Annotated in this window: 13 protein-coding genes; 9 read left to right on the top strand and 4 right to left on the bottom strand. The window is 63.9% G+C overall.

Annotated features, from left to right (window positions below; translation table 11 throughout):
• Window positions 1-1,668 (bottom strand): glutamine--tRNA ligase/YqeY domain fusion protein, encoded by a 1,668-nt coding sequence (locus tag WMO24_RS05730; protein ID WP_349215362.1) that lies wholly within the window; start codon window positions 1,666-1,668, stop codon window positions 1-3.
• A gap of 147 nt (window positions 1,669-1,815) precedes the next feature.
• Here WMO24_RS05730 and WMO24_RS05735 point away from each other — a divergent pair, with 147 nt between their 5' ends.
• The 8 genes from WMO24_RS05735 (at window position 1,816) to WMO24_RS05770 (ending at window position 9,209) form a co-directional block, all read left to right on the top strand.
• On the top strand, window positions 1,816-2,364 hold the full coding sequence (locus WMO24_RS05735) for an alpha/beta fold hydrolase (protein ID WP_349215363.1): 549 nt from the start codon (window positions 1,816-1,818) through the stop codon (window positions 2,362-2,364).
• Between the two features lie 26 nt (window positions 2,365-2,390).
• Window positions 2,391-3,920, top strand: coding sequence for an MBOAT family O-acyltransferase (locus tag WMO24_RS05740; protein ID WP_349215364.1), 1,530 nt, complete (start codon window positions 2,391-2,393; stop codon window positions 3,918-3,920).
• The gene (locus WMO24_RS05745) at window positions 3,907-4,932 is read left to right on the top strand and encodes an SGNH/GDSL hydrolase family protein (protein ID WP_349215365.1); all 1,026 of its coding nucleotides are present in this window, start codon (window positions 3,907-3,909) and stop codon (window positions 4,930-4,932) included. Before WMO24_RS05740 ends, WMO24_RS05745 begins: the two co-directional genes overlap by 14 nt.
• Entirely contained in the window at window positions 4,933-6,462 is a 1,530-nt protein-coding gene (locus tag WMO24_RS05750) for an amino acid adenylation domain-containing protein (protein ID WP_349215366.1), read from the top strand.
• Window positions 6,452-7,618: a diaminopimelate decarboxylase family protein gene (locus WMO24_RS05755; RefSeq protein WP_349215367.1), complete on the top strand. Its 1,167-nt coding sequence runs from the start codon at window positions 6,452-6,454 to the stop codon at window positions 7,616-7,618. The genes WMO24_RS05750 and WMO24_RS05755 overlap by 11 nt, the downstream gene beginning before the upstream one ends.
• A 6-nt stretch (window positions 7,619-7,624) precedes the next feature.
• Window positions 7,625-7,852 carry an acyl carrier protein gene (locus WMO24_RS05760; protein ID WP_349215368.1) on the top strand — a complete coding sequence of 76 codons (228 nt, stop codon included), beginning with the start codon at window positions 7,625-7,627 and terminating at the stop codon, window positions 7,850-7,852.
• Window positions 7,853-7,855: 3 nt separating this feature from the next.
• Window positions 7,856-8,197 (top strand): phenylpyruvate tautomerase MIF-related protein, encoded by a 342-nt coding sequence (locus WMO24_RS05765; protein ID WP_349215369.1) that lies wholly within the window; start codon window positions 7,856-7,858, stop codon window positions 8,195-8,197.
• A gap of 160 nt (window positions 8,198-8,357) precedes the next feature.
• Window positions 8,358-9,209, top strand: coding sequence for a DUF5685 family protein (locus tag WMO24_RS05770; RefSeq protein WP_349215370.1), 852 nt, complete (start codon window positions 8,358-8,360; stop codon window positions 9,207-9,209).
• A 195-nt stretch (window positions 9,210-9,404) separates the two neighbouring features.
• Here the strand turns inward: WMO24_RS05770 and WMO24_RS05775 are convergent, their stop codons facing one another.
• From WMO24_RS05775 to gpr, 3 genes are all read right to left on the bottom strand, one after another.
• Complete coding sequence (locus WMO24_RS05775) at window positions 9,405-10,754, bottom strand: 2-hydroxyglutaryl-CoA dehydratase (protein WP_349215371.1); 1,350 nt, start codon at window positions 10,752-10,754, stop codon at window positions 9,405-9,407.
• A gap of 41 nt (window positions 10,755-10,795) precedes the next feature.
• The gene (locus tag WMO24_RS05780) at window positions 10,796-13,690 is read right to left on the bottom strand and encodes an acyl-CoA dehydratase activase (protein ID WP_349215372.1); all 2,895 of its coding nucleotides are present in this window, start codon (window positions 13,688-13,690) and stop codon (window positions 10,796-10,798) included.
• 192 nt (window positions 13,691-13,882) lie between these two features.
• On the bottom strand, window positions 13,883-14,683 hold the full coding sequence (gene gpr / locus WMO24_RS05785; protein ID WP_349215373.1) for a GPR endopeptidase: 801 nt from the start codon (window positions 14,681-14,683) through the stop codon (window positions 13,883-13,885).
• A 131-nt stretch (window positions 14,684-14,814) separates the two neighbouring features.
• Between gpr and rpsT the strand changes: the two genes are divergently transcribed.
• Window positions 14,815-15,078 carry a 30S ribosomal protein S20 gene (rpsT, locus tag WMO24_RS05790; RefSeq protein WP_349215374.1) on the top strand — a complete coding sequence of 88 codons (264 nt, stop codon included), beginning with the start codon at window positions 14,815-14,817 and terminating at the stop codon, window positions 15,076-15,078.
• The last annotated feature ends 10 nt before the right edge of the window (window positions 15,079-15,088 follow it).

Consider the following 15,088-nt stretch of genomic DNA (forward strand, 5'->3'; position numbering starts at 1 on the left):
TTATTTCTGCGTCAGCGTTTTGGAAAAGCTGTCCTTCAGCGTGACGATGCGGTTGTACACGCCCGGATGCTTGGAATCCGGCGTGAAGTAACCCATGCGCACGAACTGGAAGCGCTCGCCGGGGCGGGCGTCCTTCAGCGCGGGCTCCAGCTTGGCGTTGGGCAGCACCTGCACCGACTCAGGATTCAGGTAATCGTCGTAGGTCTTGCCCTCGGGCAGCTCGCCCATGTTCTCCTCGCCGAACAGATCGCCGTACAGGCGCACTTCGGCGTCCACCGCGTGGGCGGTGCTCACCCAGTGGATGGTGCCGCGCACTTTGCGGCCGTCGGCCGGCATGCCGTTGCCGGTCTCCAGATCGGCGGTGCACAAAATCTTGGTCACATTGCCCGCTTCGTCCTTTTCAAAGCCCGTGCACTTGACGATGTACGCCCCCATCAGGCGCACCTCGCCGTCGGGCTTCAGGCGCTGATACTTGGGCGGCGGCACCTCGGCAAAGTCGCTGCGCTCGATCCACACCTCTCTGGTGAAGGGGACCGCGCGGGTGCCGGCGTTCTCGTCCTTGGGGTTGTTGGGCAGCTGGAACTCCTCGGTCTTGTCCTCGGGATAGTTGGTGATGACCAGCTTCACCGGGTCCAGCACCGCCACGCGGCGCGGGGCCACGGGGTCCAGCTCGGAGCGGATGCAGTGCTCCAGCAGGCGGTTGTCCACCAGGCTGTTGGCCTTGGCCACGCCCGCCTTTTTCACAAACTCGAAAATGCTCTCGGGGGTGTAGCCGCGGCGGCGCAGCGCGCACAGGGTGGGCAGGCGCGGGTCGTCCCAGCCGTCCACCACGCCCGTTTCCACCAGCTTGCGCAGATAGCGCTTGCTCATGACCGTATGGGTGATGTTCAAACGGGCAAACTCTCTCTGAATGGGGAAGGGCCCCAGATGCAGGTTGTCGATGACCCACTCGTACAGGGGACGGTGGTTCTCAAACTCCAGGCTGCACATGGAGTGGGTGATCCCCTCGATGGCGTCCTGAATGGGGTGTGCAAAGTCGTACAGCGGGTAGATGCACCACTTGTCGCCCTGGCGGTGGTGGTGGGCCCGCATGATGCGGTAGATGGCCGGGTCGCGCATGTTCATGTTGGGGCTGGCCAGGTCGATCTTGGCGCGCAGAGTTTTGGTGCCGTCCGCAAACTCGCCCGCGCGCATGCGCCGGAACAGATCCAGGTTCTCCTCGGGGGTGCGGTCGCGCCAGGGGCTGGGGCGGGACGGCTTGCCCGCGTCCTGTCCGCGGTACTCCTGCATCTGCTCCCGGGTCAGATCGTCCACATAGGCCTTGCCCTCGCGGATGAGCTGCTCGGCGTATTCATAGCACTGGTCGAAATAATCGCTGCCGTAATAGATGCCGCCGGTGGGTTCCGCCCCCAGCCAGCGCAGATCTTCCAGAATGCTGTCCACGTACTCCACATCCTCGTGGGAGGGGTTGGTGTCGTCGTACCGCAAATTGAACTTTCCGCCGTATTGTTTGGCGATGCTCCAGTTGATCCAGATGGCCTTGGCGCTGCCGATGTGCAGATAACCGTTCGGCTCGGGCGGGAACCGGGTGTGGATCTCTTTCACACGGCCTTGGGCCAGGTCCTTGTCGATGATTTCCGTCAGGAAATTGCTGATTTTTTCTTCCATGCTCCGAACTCTCCTCACAGGATGCTGATTTTATCAACAGTATACCACACTTTCCCTGGCGGTTCAATTGTCCCCGGGGCACGGACGTGCTATACTGTGCATGAAAAAAAACGGCAAAATGAAATTTTTTCAGGGAGTGAATCGTTTTTGGATACGACAGTTGTTTTCTTTCCCGGAATGGGCTACGGCGTGGACCGGCCGCTGTTCTATTACGCCCGCAAACAGGCGCAGCAAACCGGCAGCGAAGTGGTTTGCGTGGACTACCCGTCCTTCTCGCCGGACCCGTCCGTTCCGGCGCCGCTGCAGGCCCAGGCCGCGCTGTCCGGCTGCGTCAACGACGCGCTGGCGCAGCTGGCGGGCCGGTGCCTGGGCCGGTGCGTGTTCGTCAGCAAAAGCCTGGGTACCCTGGTGGCGGGCGAGGTGGCCCGCCGTCTGGCCCTGCGCCCCGTGCAGATCTACCTGACGCCCCTGCCCCGCACCTACGACGCCTACATGCGCGGGCGCAGCTGCTGGGCCGTGTACGGCGACGCCGACCCGCTGATGACGCCCGACTGCGCCGCCCGCATGGAGCAGGACCCGGCCGTCCGGCTGACGAAGATCCCCGGCGCGAACCATTCGCTGGAGGTGCCCGGAGACATTGTGGCCAGCGTGGACGCGCTGCGCCAGGTGGCCCAACTATACCGCGCGGTCCTGTGACCCGACTTTTTTGAAAGGAGCCCGGCATGTCCCTGTTTTCTTTTTCCTTTTTTGTGTTTCTGTGCGTCGGGGTGCTGGTGTACTACCTTCTGCCCGGGCGCTGGCAGTGGGTGTGCCTGCTGGTGCTCAGCGGCGGGTTCTACGCCTGCGCGGGCCCGGCGGGTCTGCTGTTTCCGGCCGTGACCATCGTGACCACCTGGCTGGGCGGCCTGGCCATGGCCCGGGTGGACCGGCTGTGCCCCACCCAGGGGTGCACCCCCGCGGAGAAAAAGGCCCGGCGGGCCGCCGCCAAAGCCAAAAAGCGCCGCTTTTTCTGGGCGGTGCTGGGGCTGAACTTCGGCGTGCTGGCCTGGCTGAAATACGTGGGGCCGCTGTGGGGCCGCACCGGGCTGTTGCTGCCGCTGGGCATCTCCTTTTACACCTTCAGCGCCATGGGGTACCTGATCGACGTGTACCGCGGCACCGTGCAGGCCCAGCGCAGCCTGCCCCGCCTGGCGCTGTTCGTGGGCTTTTTCCCGCAGCTTCTGCAGGGCCCCATCGTCCGCTGGGACCAGACCGGCCCCCAGCTGCTGGAGCCCCATTCCTTCCGGCTGACGGCGCTGCAGCACGGCATCCAGCGCATGCTGTGGGGCTACTTTAAAAAAATGGTCATCGCGGACCGGGCCGCCGTGCTGGTGGACCAGGTGTTCGGCTCGTACGACACCTACCCCGGCAGCGTGCTGGCCGTGGGCGTGCTGTTCTACTCGCTGCAGCAGTACGCGGACTTCTCCGGCGGCATCGACGTGGTGCTGGGCGCGGCCGAGCTGTTCGGCATCCGCCTGCCGGAAAACTTCACCCGTCCCTATTTTTCCCACTCCCTGTCGGAATTCTGGCGGCGCTGGCACATCTCGCTGGGCGCCTGGATGCGGGACTACCTGTTCTACCCGCTGTCCATCTCCCGGCCCATGGCCCGGCTGGGCAAGTGGGCCAAGGCGCATTTGGGCCGCAGCGTGGGCCGGGTGCTGCCCGTGTGCCTGGCCAACGTGGCGGTGTTCCTGGTGGTGGGCGTGTGGCACGGCGCCAGCGCGCACTACGCGGTGTGGGGCCTGTACAACGGCCTTGTCATTGCCGGCGCCGCTTTGCTGGAACCGCTTTTTGACCGGATGAAAACCGCCCTGCGGGTGAACGTGCACAGCCGCGGCTGGCGGGTGTTTCAAATTTTGCGCACCTTCGCGGTGGTGAACGTGGGCTGGTACTTTGACCGGGCGCTCACCGTCCGGGCCGGCGCGGATATGCTGGTGCGCACCTTTGCCCGGCCGGACATCGCCGCCCTGGGGCAGGGCATCCTGCTGCAGCTGGGCCTCACCGGCCGGGACTTTCTGGTGCTGGCCGCCGCCACCGCCGTGCTGTTTTTTGTCAGCGTCTTGCAGGAGCGGGGCGTTTCCATCCGCACCGGGCTGGACGCCCGGCCCCTCTGGCTGCGCTGGACCTGCTACACCGGGCTTTTGATCGCGGTGCTGGGGCTGGCGGCCCAGGGCACCGATCTCACGGGAGGGTTTTTGTATGCGCAATTCTGAACGGCGCGCCTGGGTGCGCGCGGCGGCCTTTCTGGTGTTTCTGGCCCTGGTGAACAGCCTTTTGAATTTCGTGCTCATGCCCGCGGGCAACTTCACCCGGCGCATGCTGGAAGACCTGCACCGCAGCGAACCGCTGGACGTGGTGTTCTGCGGCTCTTCGCTGGCGCTGTATCACTTTGACCCGGACGTGCTGGAACCGGCGCTGAACGCCCGTGTGTTCGATTTGGGCGCGTCCAGCGCGGACTTTCCCGCCAGCTATTACCTTTTAAAAGAGATGTTCCGCACCCAAAGCCCCCGGCTGGTGGTGCTTGCGGTGGAGGCCCGGCAGTACGCCCGCCAGCAGGAGGACCCGCTGGTCTACGTGTCGCTGGCGCCCTATCTGAAAAGCCCCCTGATCCGGGCCCGGTACTACTGGGCCACCGCCCAGGACGGCTCCTATCTGGACCGGCTTTTGTGGTGGCGGGGCTACCATGTGAAGGGCCCGCGCTCGGCGCTGCAGAACGTGCGGGAAAAGCTGTTCCCCGACCCGGACCCCGCCCCGCAGGACGGCCTGCAGTACGTGCGGGACGGCTACGTGTACGTGGACCCCTCCGCCCCCGCCGCGCCCCTGCCCGACACCGTGGACGAGACCGGCCCCGAGGACTTCACCGGCGAGAGCCGGGAATACGTGCAGAAGATCGCCCGGCTGTGCCGGCAGCACGGCGCGCAGCTGATGCTGGTGAACACGCCCCGCCCGGCGCAGGCCCTGCGCGCCATGCCCCGGTACTTTGAGGCGGACGCGGCCATCGCCGAAAGCGCCCGGCAGGCCGGGGTGCCCTATTACAACTTCAATCTGGCCCGGCCGGAGCTGTTTTCTCCCCGGCCGGAGATGTTCCGGGACCTGTCCCACATGAACGCGGACGGCGCCCGGGCGTTCAGCGCGGCTTTCGCGTCCTTTTTGCAGCGCCTTGCGGCGGGCGAGGACGTGTCCGGGCTGTTCTACACGCCGGAACAGGCAAAGGAGAGACTGTAAATGCAGATCAATGTTCTGGAATATTTGGAGCGCACGGCCTTGCGGTTCCCCCAAAAGACCGCCTTTGCGGACGACGACGGCGCGCTCAGCTTTTCGCAGCTGCAGGCCCGGGCGCAGGGCCTGGGCAGCCTGCTGGCCGCAGAGCTTGCGCCCCGCACACCGGTGCCGGTGCTGCTGGAAAAAAGCCCCGGGGCGGTGGCCGCCTTTCTGGGCGCGGTGTACGCGGGCTGTTTTTACGCCATGGCGGACCCCAGCCTGCCGGACCGGCGCCTTGTGGGCCTGTTTCAGGTGCTGAACGCGCCGCTGCTGGTGACGGACGCCGCCCATGCCCAGCGGGCCCGGGCGCTGTTTCCCGGCCGGGTGCTGGTCCTGCCGGAGGACGATCCCCCCGCGGACCCGGCGCTGCTGGCCGCGCGCAGAGCCCAGGCCACGGACGCCGACCCCCTGTACGCCATCTTCACCTCCGGCTCCACGGGCGTTCCCAAGGCAGTGGTGGTCAGCCACCGCTCCACCATCGATTTCATCGACGCTTTCACCGGGCTGTTCGGCTTCTCCCATCAGGACGTGCTGGGCAACCAGGCCCCCTTTGACTTCGACGTGTCCGTGAAGGACCTGTACACCGGCCTGGCCACGGGCGCCACCGTGTATCTCATCGCCCGCAAGTACTTTTCCATGCCCGCCCGCCTGCTGGACCTGCTGTGCCGGCAGGGCGTCACGTCTCTGACCTGGGCGGTCTCGGCCCTGTGCCTGGTCACCGCCATGAACGGGTTGAACTATAAAACGCCCGACCGGGTGCGGCAGGTGCTGTTCAGCGGCGAAGTGATGCCCCCCAAGCATCTGCGCGCCTGGCGCAAAGCCCTGCCCAACGCCCGCTTTGTCAACCTGTACGGCCCCACGGAGATCACCTGCAACTGCCTGTACTACGTGGTAGACCGGGACTTTGCCGACGACGAGCCCCTGCCCCTGGGCACGCCCTTCCCCAACGAACGGGTGTTCCTTTTGGACGAAAACAACGCCCTTGTCACCCGGCCGGGCGGCCTGGGCGAGATCTGCGTGGCGGGCAGCGCCCTGGCCCTGGGCTATTACAACGACCCGCTGCGCACCCAGGCCGTGTTCGTGCAGAACCCGCTGCACAACGCCTACCGGGACCCGGTCTACCGCACCGGCGATTTGGCCCGGGTGGGGGACGACGGCCAGTGGTACTACGCCGCCCGGCGGGATTTTCAGATCAAACACATGGGCCACCGCATCGAGCTGGGGGACATTGAAGCAGCCCTCGCCGCGCTGGACGGCGTGGACCGGGCCTGCTGCGTGTACCTGGCGGACCGCCGCCGCATCGCGGCCTGCTACGCGGGCACGGCCGAAAAGGCCGACGTGGCCGCCCAGCTGCGCAAAACGCTGCCCGCCTTCATGCTGCCCGGCCTGTACCTGCGGCTGGAGCAGCTGCCCATGAACAAAAACGGAAAGATCGACCGGGCGGCCCTCACCGCCCGGCTGACGGAAAAAGGAGGCGGTCCGGTTGACCGATGAATTGTTGAAAAGCCTGGCCGCCCGGCTGGGCACACCCTGCTATCTTTTTGACGCGGACGCCTTTGCCGCGCGGGTGCGCGGGGTGTCCCGGGCGCTGGCGCCGGGGCAGGTGTGCTATGCCATGAAGGCCAACCCCTTTCTGCTGGCCGCCCTGCCCGATGAAGCGGTCCGGGTGGAGGTGTGTTCGCCCGGCGAATTCGAGCTGTGCATGGCCGCCGGGCTGGACCCGGCCCGTATCGTGCTCTCGGGCGTGAACAAAGAGGAAAAAGACCTCTTGCGGGCCATGCAAAAAGGCGTTATCATGTACACGGTGGAATCGCTGCGCCAGGCGGACCTGCTGGCGGCGTGCGCGCGCCGCACGGGCGCGTCCATCCGGGTGCTTGTGCGGCTGTCCAGCGGCAACCAGTTCGGCATGGACGAGGACGGCGTGCGCCGGGTGTGCCGGTCCGGGCTTCCGGTGACGGGGCTTCAGCTGTATTCCGGCACCCAGAAGCGCAAGCCCGCGGTGTTCCGGCAGGAGCTGGAGACGCTGGAGGCGCTGGCCGCCCGGCTGGAAGCGGAATGCGGCATTTCCATTTCCGAACTGGAGTACGGCCCGGGCATCGGCGTGGAATACTTCCGCCCGGATGACGGCGAAGCGCAGCTGCTGGAGGCGCTGGCCGGCGCGGTCCGGCAGGCGGCCCGCACCCGCCGGGTGGTGTGCGAGCTGGGCCGGTTTCTGGCCGCGCCCTGCGGCACGTATCTGACGCAGGTGATGGACGTGAAAACCACGGCCGGCCGCGGCTGGTGCATTGTGGACGGAGGCATCCACCACGTGAATTACTACGGACAGACGCTGGGTATGCGCATCCCGCCGGTGCGCTTTTTGCCCGCCGCCCCGCGCCCGGGCGAACCCGCCCCCTGGAACGTGTGCGGCTCGCTGTGCACGGCGGGCGACGTGCTGGTCAAGGGCCTTCCCCTGACGGACCCTCAGCCCGGAGACCTTTTGTGCTTCGGCTCCATCGGGGCCTACTCCGTCACCGAGGGCATGTACCTGTTCCTCAGCCGGGCGCTGCCGCTGGTGGCGCTGTACACCGGGCAAAACGGCGCGCAGGTGGTGCGCCCCGCGCTTTCCACGGCTTTTCTGAACAGCGCATTTTCGAAGAAAGGAGAATAATACAAAATGGACGAACTGCTTGAATTATTACAGGATGCAAAGCCCGACATTGATTTTCTCAGCGAAACGGCGCTGATCGACGACGGGCTGCTGGATTCCTTTGACGTGGTGAACCTGATCTACGAGATCAGCGAAAAATTCGGCGTGGAGATCCCGCCCGAAGACGTGGTGCCCGAGCATTTCAACTCGGTGCAGGCCATGTGGGAAATGATTCAGGATTTACAGGAGGAGTAAACCATGCCTTTTATTCATGTGCGCACCAATGTGGAAGCGCCGGACATCGCCTGTGAGCTGGCCAAGCAGCGCCTGGGCCACGCGGTGGAAGCGCTGCCCGGCAAAAGCGAAGCCTGGCTGATGGTGGAGATCGACCCCGCGGCCTACCTGTGGTTTCAGGGCTCGTACGAGCCCGCCGCCATGGTCACGGTCAGCCTGTACGGCGGCGCGCCGGAAGAGGCTTACGACGATCTGACCAGCCGCATCACGGAGATTCTGTCCGGCATTTTTCAAATCGAGCCGGACCGCATTTATGTGCAGTACCAGGAGACCCCGCACTGGGGCTGGAACGGCCGCAATTTCTGACGGTTTCCATAAAAAGGGAGAGGCAGACCCGCCTCTCCCCTTTTTTGCAAAAACGGTGTTTTTTTCCATCCAATCTTCGAAAATTTTTCGTTTCTTCATAAAGTAGCCATATTTATATCGGATAATAGAACCATCATTTCACGGAAAGGAGCGCTGCGGTATGTTTGGCTATGTGACGCTGGACCGGAAGACCCTCTGTTCAGACGACGCCCGGCGCTATCAGGCGTACCGCCGCACACTGGCGCAGTCGCTGCGCCAGCGCCACGGCCCGCTGGCACAGCTGGCTCTGTCGCACGACCTGACCTTTCTGGACATTCTGCTCACCGATGTGTACGGCGACGGGCGAAAGGCCGCCCCCCTGGACCCGCGCTTTTCCAACGGGTTCAGCGGCTACGCCGCGGACATGAGCATCGCCCTGGCCTTTCACAGCGCCCAGGACGACTGGTCCGACGACCACAACTACATGGCGCTGGCGCTTTTGCACCAGCTGCGCGGCCGGTACGCGGCGGTCAGCCACCGGTACCCCCGCCAGTGCCTGGCCATCAGCCACGGCCTGCAGCAGCTGCAGCGGTGCGAAGCCCAAAAGTGCCCGGACCCCACCGTCCCCGCCAGTTATTTCGGCCAGCTCACCGCAGACGTGGTGTCCCCCGTCAAGGGCGACTGTGCCGAGGCGCTGCGCCAGCTGGGCGCGGGCCTGGGGGAATTTTCCTACCTGATGGACGCCTACGACGATCTGCAGGCGGACCTGCGCGCCGGCCGCTACAACCCGCTGGCCGCGCTGGCCGGCAGCCCGGACTATGAGCAGCAGTGTCAGGCCCTTTTAAAAGGCGCCATGGCCCGCTGTCTGGCGGGCTTTGAACAGCTGGACGCCGCCCGGCAGGACACCCTGCTGTGCAACGTTCTGTACAGCGGCGTGTGGCAGCGCTACCGGGCGCTGCATGCCGCCCCCGCTTCGAAAGCCGTCCGCGAAGCCCGTCTTTCGTTTTTCCTTCCCCACGGGCCGCGGCGTTAGCCTTCTTCTCCCCCACCAAAAGAACCCCCGGGCCATTGGCCCGGGGGTTCTTTGCCTATTATTTCCATCGTTTGTTTCGGGCGGTCACCGCCACAGCCTTGCGCCTTGCATGGGTCCCAGAGAATACAGGGCCGTTCCCATCTGCGTACCTCCTCAAAACATCTTCGGAGGGGTCAAAAACGTTTTTCCTGCGGCTCAGTTTTCCGCAAACGCCGGGGACAGCCCGGGCACCTTCACGCCCGGCACCTTCACCTGGCCGTACACCGGCGCCGGCGTGCCGGCGCTGCCGCTGCCGTGGTCGTTCAGGCGTTCCCGCGCCACGCTGAGCATCAGCTTGATGCGGTTTTCCTGGTTGACCCGGGTGGCGCTGGGGTCGTAGTCGATGGGGGTGATGTTGGCGTTGGGGTAAATGGTGCGGATCTTGTTGATCATACCCTTGCCGCAGATGTGGTTGGGCAGGCAGCCGAAGGGCTGTGCGCACACAATGTTCTCAAAGCCGGTTTTCTGCAGCTCCATCATCTCCGACGTCAGCAGCCAGCCCTCGCCCATTTTGTTGCCGTAGCCGATGACGCCCTTGGCCAGCTGCATGGTGTGTTCAAACAGCGTGGGGGCGTGGAACTGGGGATAGCGGGCAATGGCGTCGATCATGCGCTGTTCGCGCCTTGTCAGCCATTTCATCAGCGCGTCCGCGCCCAGGGCCACCAGGCGGCTGCCGCCGTACAGGCGGATGGTGATGGACGTGTTGGCGATGCAGTACTGCACAAAGCCCATCAGGCCCGGCAGGTTGACCTCGCAGTCCTCACTGTGCAGGAACTCTTCCAGATGGTTGTTGCCCAGCGGCGAATATTTCACGTAGATCTCGCCCACCACGCCCACTTTCACCTTGGGGGTGTAGGTCACATCCAGGGCGGCGAAATCCCGGGCGATGGCGTTGAAGTTGGCGGTCATGTCCGCCAGCGTCACGCCGTGCTTTTTGTCGAACTGGTCCGCGATCTCCCGCACCCAGCGGTGCACCAGCGCGTCCGCGCTGCCGGGCCGGTTTTCGTAGGGGCGGGTCTGGTTGGCCAGGCTCATCAGCTCGTCCCCGTAGAACACCGCCGCCAGCACCTTGCGGATCAGCGGCAGGGTCAGCTGAAAGCCGCTGTCCTTCTCCAGGCCCGAAAAGTTCAGGCTGGCCACCGGCACCTGGGGAAAGCCCGCCTTCACCAGCGCCTTGCGCAGCAGGTGAATGTAGTTGGAGGCGCGGCACCCGCCGCCGGTCTGGGTGATGATCAGGGCCGTGCGGTCCAGATCGTATTTGCCGCTTTTCAGCGCGTTGATAAACTGGCCGATGACCAGCAGCGCCGGATAGCAGGTGTCGTTATGTACGTACTTCAGACCTTCCTGCGCCACGTCGTGGCCGCTGTTGTCCAGCAGCTCCACCTTGTATCCCTCGTCCCGCATGGCCTCCACGATCATCTCAAAGTGGATGGGCGCCATGTTGGGCATGAGAATGGTGTGTGTCTTCTTCATTTCCGGCGTAAACCGGGGGTACTGATATTCCATGATCTGCCCCTCCTTCGGGCAATATGGGCCAGACGCGAAGCTCACTGCTCCAGCGCCGCGAACAAACTTCTCAGGCGGATGTTCACCGCGCCCAGATTGGCGATCTCGTCGATCTTGATCTGGGTGTACAGTTTTCCCTCTTCCTGCAGGATCTCGCGTGTCTCGTCGGTGGTGATGGCGTCCACGCCGCAGCCGAAGCTCACCAGCTGCACCAGATTCATGTCCGGCTGATCCGCAATGTATTTGGCCGCCGCATACAGGCGGGAGTGATAGGTCCACTGATTGAGAATGCTTGTGGGGAATTTTTCCACCAGATGGGAGATGCTGTCCTCGGTGATGACCGCCGCGCCGTGGCTGCAGATCAGCTTGTCAATGCCGTGGTTGATCTCCGGGTCCACATGGTAGGGCCGGCCGGCCAGCACGATGATCTGCCGCCCCTCGCTGCGGGCCTTGGCAATGATCTCCGTGGCTTTGGCGCGCACCTGCGCCATGTGTGCGTCGTATTCGGCATAGGCCGCGACCGCCGCGGCGTACACCTCGGGCCGGGTGATGTCCGGCCAGATCCGGGCCAGAATGGCCCCGATCTTCTTCACAAAATCCTTATGCCGGTGGATGTCCACATAATCATACAAAAAGCGGATGTTCTGCAGCTCGTGGCAGTTGGCCGCAATGACCTCGGGGTAATAGGCCACCACCGGGCAGTTGTAGCAGTTGTCGCCCAGGTGTTCGTCCACGTTGTAGGTCATGCAGGGGTAGAAAATGGTGTCCACCGCCATTTTGCTCAGCTTGTGGATGTGGCCGTGCACCAGCTTGGCGGGGTAGCACACCGTGTCCGAGGGGATGGTGCTCTGCCCTTCCAGGTACAGTTTGCGGCTGGCCGCGCCGCTGTTCACCACCGAGAAGCCCAGCTTTGTAAAGAACGTGTGCCAGAAGGGCAGCAGTTCGTACATGTTCAGCGCCAGCGGCAGGCCGATGGTGCCCCGCGGGCCGGGCTCGGGCCGGTAGCTCTCCAGCAGATGCAGCTTGTACTCGTACAGGTTCAGGGGGTTCTCGGCGCCCCGGTGGGTGATGGGCCGGTCGCACCGGTTGCCGCTGATGTATTTTTTGCCGCCGGGGAACAGGTTCACCGTCAGCTGGCAGTTGTTGCCGCACAGCCCGCAGGCCACGTTGCGCACTTCCTGGGTGAAGTTTTCCAGCTCGGTCAGGCTCAGCAGCGTCGACTGCTTGCGGCCCTTGGCCTTGCCGTACAGCGCCGCGCCGAAGGCGCCCATCAGGCCCGCGATGTCCGGCCGGATGACCTCCACGCCCATCTCCTGTTCAAAGGCGCGCAGCACGGCCTCGTTGTAGAAGGTGCCGCCCTGCACCACGATCTTTTTGCCCAGCTCTTCGGGGCCGGACGCGCGGATGACCTTGTACAGCGCGTTTTTCACCACGCTGATGGCCAGCCCCGCGGAAATGTTCTCAATGGAAGCGCCGTCCTTCTGGGCCTGCTTCACGCTGGAGTTCATAAACACCGTGCAGCGGCTGCCCAGATCCACGGGCCGGTCCGCAAACAGCGCCAGCTTGGCAAATTCGGGCACGTCGTAGCCCAGCGCCTGGGCAAAGGTCTGCAAAAAGCTGCCGCAGCCCGAGGAGCAGGCCTCGTTCAAAAAGATGTTGGAGATGGCGCCGTTCTCGATTTTAAAGCACTTCATGTCCTGGCCGCCGATGTCGATGACGAAATCCACGTCGGGCATAAAATGCTTGGCCGCCGTAAAGTGCGCCACGGTCTCCACCACGCCGTAGTCCACGCCGAAGGCGCTTTTCACAATGTCCTCGCCGTAGCCCGTGGCCGTCACGCTGCCGATCTCCAGCCCCGGATGGGCGCGGTAGATCTCCATCAGCAGCTGGCGGATGATGGGAATGGGGTTGCCGCTGTTGGGCTGATAGCTGGTGAACAGCAGGTTCTCTTCCTCGTCAATGACCGCCGCTTTCACGGTGGTGGAACCCGCGTCGATGCCGATGTACACTTTGCCCACATCGCCGGTGAAGGGGCGGCGGGGCACGCTGGCCTTTGCGTGGCGCGCCCGGAAGGCCTCGTACTCCTCCCTGCTGGCGAACAGGGGCGGGTCAAAGGCATAGCTGGCGGTGGCGCTGTATTTTTCCAGCCGGTCGGCCACCTCGGCCAGGTTCAGGGCCTTGTCCGAGTACAGCGCCGCGCCCAGCGCCACATAATACAGGCTGTTCTCCGGGCAGGTGCCGGTCAGCTTCAGCACCTTGTCAAAGCTTTTCTTCAGCTGGGGCAGGAAGGTCAGCGGGCCGCCCAGGTACAGCACGTTGCCCTGGATGACCCGGCCCTGCGCCAGGCCCGCAATGGTCTGGTTGACCACTGCGTAAAAAATGCTGGCCGCCACGTCGCTGGCTTTGGCGCCCTGGTTCAGCAGCGGCTGAATGTCGCTTTTGGCAAACACGCCGCAGCGGCTGGCGATGGTGTAGGTCTTCTCTGCGTGGCGGGCCGCCTCGTTCATCTCGTCGGGGGTCATTTTCAGCAGCGTGGCCATCTGGTCGATGAACGCGCCGGTGCCGCCGGCACAGCTGCCGTTCATGCGCACTTCGGTGCCGTGGGTCAAAAACAGGATCTTGGCGTCCTCGCCGCCCAGTTCGATCACCACGTCCGCGTCGGGCGCGTAGCGTTTGGCCGCCACGCGGGTGGCGAACACCTCCTGCACGAAGGGCACGTCGCAGGCCGTGGCCAGCCCCATGCCCGCGGACCCGGAGATGGACAAAAGCGCCTTTTCGCCCTTGCAGATCTCCTTGTCCAGCCGCGCCAACACCTCGGCGGCCTTTTCCACAATGTGGGAGTAATGCCGCTCGTAAGCCTTATAAATGATACTGTCTGTTCCATCCAGAACCACACACTTGATGGTGGTGGAACCAATGTCAAGCCCTATTTTCATTCCAAATCCTTTTCTCTTTGCGATATAAATCTTCCATTTTAATCTTATTACATTACTATTTTAATGATTAAATCAAAAATTGCAATTGACAAACCATGATATTTGACGAAAATTTTCTTCCAATTTTGGCAAAATCTCTAAAAAACAGCGGGCAACGGAAAAGGCCGGCCCCTGTTTCGGGCCGGCCGGAGCTCAGGATGTGAGGAACGTCAGCTCGCCTACGCTGAAGGCGGGCTGCAGCGCCTTGTTGATGGCCAGAGACAAAAGCGACGCGCCGTGGCGGATGATGGCGTCGATGTCCTTGGGCGTCATGACCATGGGGCGGCCGCCGGTCTGCAGGCTGTCCGCCTCCATCACCGTGGGCACCCCCACAGCGATCACCGGCACCCCCAGCGTCTGCTGGGTCAGGGGCGCCGCGTTCTGGGGCACCAGCCCCGCGGTGGACAGCTGCACGCTGCACCCCAGGCGGCGCGCGTCCGAAGTGCACAGGCTGTCCACGCACAGCACCGCCGCGGGCCGCATCTGCTGGATCATGCTGCGCAGCAGTTCCGCGGTGGCCATGCCGGTGGTGCCCTCCACGCCCGGCGCAAAGGCCGCCACCGGGCGCAGGCGCGTGCCGGGGGGCAGCTGCCCGGCTTCGCAGATGTGCCGGGTGACGAACACCTTGGCCGCGGTGGCCGGGCCCAGGGCATCCGCCGTCACGCCCGGATTTCCCACGCCCGCCACCAGCACCAGCCCCTCTTTGGGCAGCAGGGTGCGCAGCTGGCTGGCAATGGCCCACACATAGGCCTCGTTCTTGTCGTCAATGGCGGCAAACTGGGGCATATCCAGGGTGATGTAACGCCCCTGCGGCCGCCGCAGACCCGAGCGCTCCACGTCCACCCGCGTCAGCCCGATGCCCGCCGCGCTGGCGGTATAGATCTTGACTCCCTGGGGAACCGTCCCCTTGCCCGGCGGATAGATCTCCGCCGCGATATCCGTATACATGCCCATACTGGAATCCTTCCTTTCCCGCGCCCGGAACGGCGCTGTTTTGAAAAAACTTTTTTCAAAAAACACTTGCGCCCGAGCGCAAAAAGTGGTATCATAAAGTGCACTGTTATGGGTACTAAGGAGGTGGTACGATGCCTAACATTAAATCTCAGAAAGACCGCGTGGTGCAAGCCAAGAAAGAGGCCATGCACAACAAGGTCATCAAGTCCAACCTGAAAACAGTCGTCAAGAAGGCTGACGCCGCCATTTCCACCGGCGCTGCTGATAAAGACGAAAAGGTGAAAGCCGCTGTCGTCGCGATCGACAAGGCCGCTGCGAAAGGCGTTCTGCACAAGAACACCGCTTCCCGCAAAGTTGCCCGCCTTGCCAAAGCTGCGAACAAAGCTGCTCAATGATTGAACTTGA

The organism is Ruthenibacterium intestinale, from assembly GCF_040096265.1.
GTDB classification, from domain to species: Bacteria; Bacillota; Clostridia; order Oscillospirales; family Ruminococcaceae; genus Ruthenibacterium; species Ruthenibacterium komagatae.

What these genes read in the sequence shown, in the direction of transcription:
- WMO24_RS05730 (WP_349215362.1), bottom strand. Translation starts at nt 1,668, where the DNA reads ATGGAAGAAAAAATCAGCAATTTCCTGACGGAAATCATCGACAAGGAC.
- WMO24_RS05740 (WP_349215364.1), top strand. Translation starts at nt 2,391, where the DNA reads ATGTCCCTGTTTTCTTTTTCCTTTTTTGTGTTTCTGTGCGTCGGGGTG.
- WMO24_RS05745 (WP_349215365.1), top strand. Translation starts at nt 3,907, where the DNA reads ATGCGCAATTCTGAACGGCGCGCCTGGGTGCGCGCGGCGGCCTTTCTG.
- WMO24_RS05750 (WP_349215366.1), top strand. Translation starts at nt 4,933, where the DNA reads ATGCAGATCAATGTTCTGGAATATTTGGAGCGCACGGCCTTGCGGTTC.
- WMO24_RS05760 (WP_349215368.1), top strand. Translation starts at nt 7,625, where the DNA reads ATGGACGAACTGCTTGAATTATTACAGGATGCAAAGCCCGACATTGAT.
- WMO24_RS05765 (WP_349215369.1), top strand. Translation starts at nt 7,856, where the DNA reads ATGCCTTTTATTCATGTGCGCACCAATGTGGAAGCGCCGGACATCGCC.
- WMO24_RS05770 (WP_349215370.1), top strand. Translation starts at nt 8,358, where the DNA reads ATGTTTGGCTATGTGACGCTGGACCGGAAGACCCTCTGTTCAGACGAC.
- WMO24_RS05775 (WP_349215371.1), bottom strand. Translation starts at nt 10,754, where the DNA reads ATGGAATATCAGTACCCCCGGTTTACGCCGGAAATGAAGAAGACACAC.
- WMO24_RS05780 (WP_349215372.1), bottom strand. Translation starts at nt 13,690, where the DNA reads ATGAAAATAGGGCTTGACATTGGTTCCACCACCATCAAGTGTGTGGTT.
- gpr (WP_349215373.1), bottom strand. Translation starts at nt 14,683, where the DNA reads ATGGGCATGTATACGGATATCGCGGCGGAGATCTATCCGCCGGGCAAG.
- rpsT (WP_349215374.1), top strand. Translation starts at nt 14,815, where the DNA reads ATGCCTAACATTAAATCTCAGAAAGACCGCGTGGTGCAAGCCAAGAAA.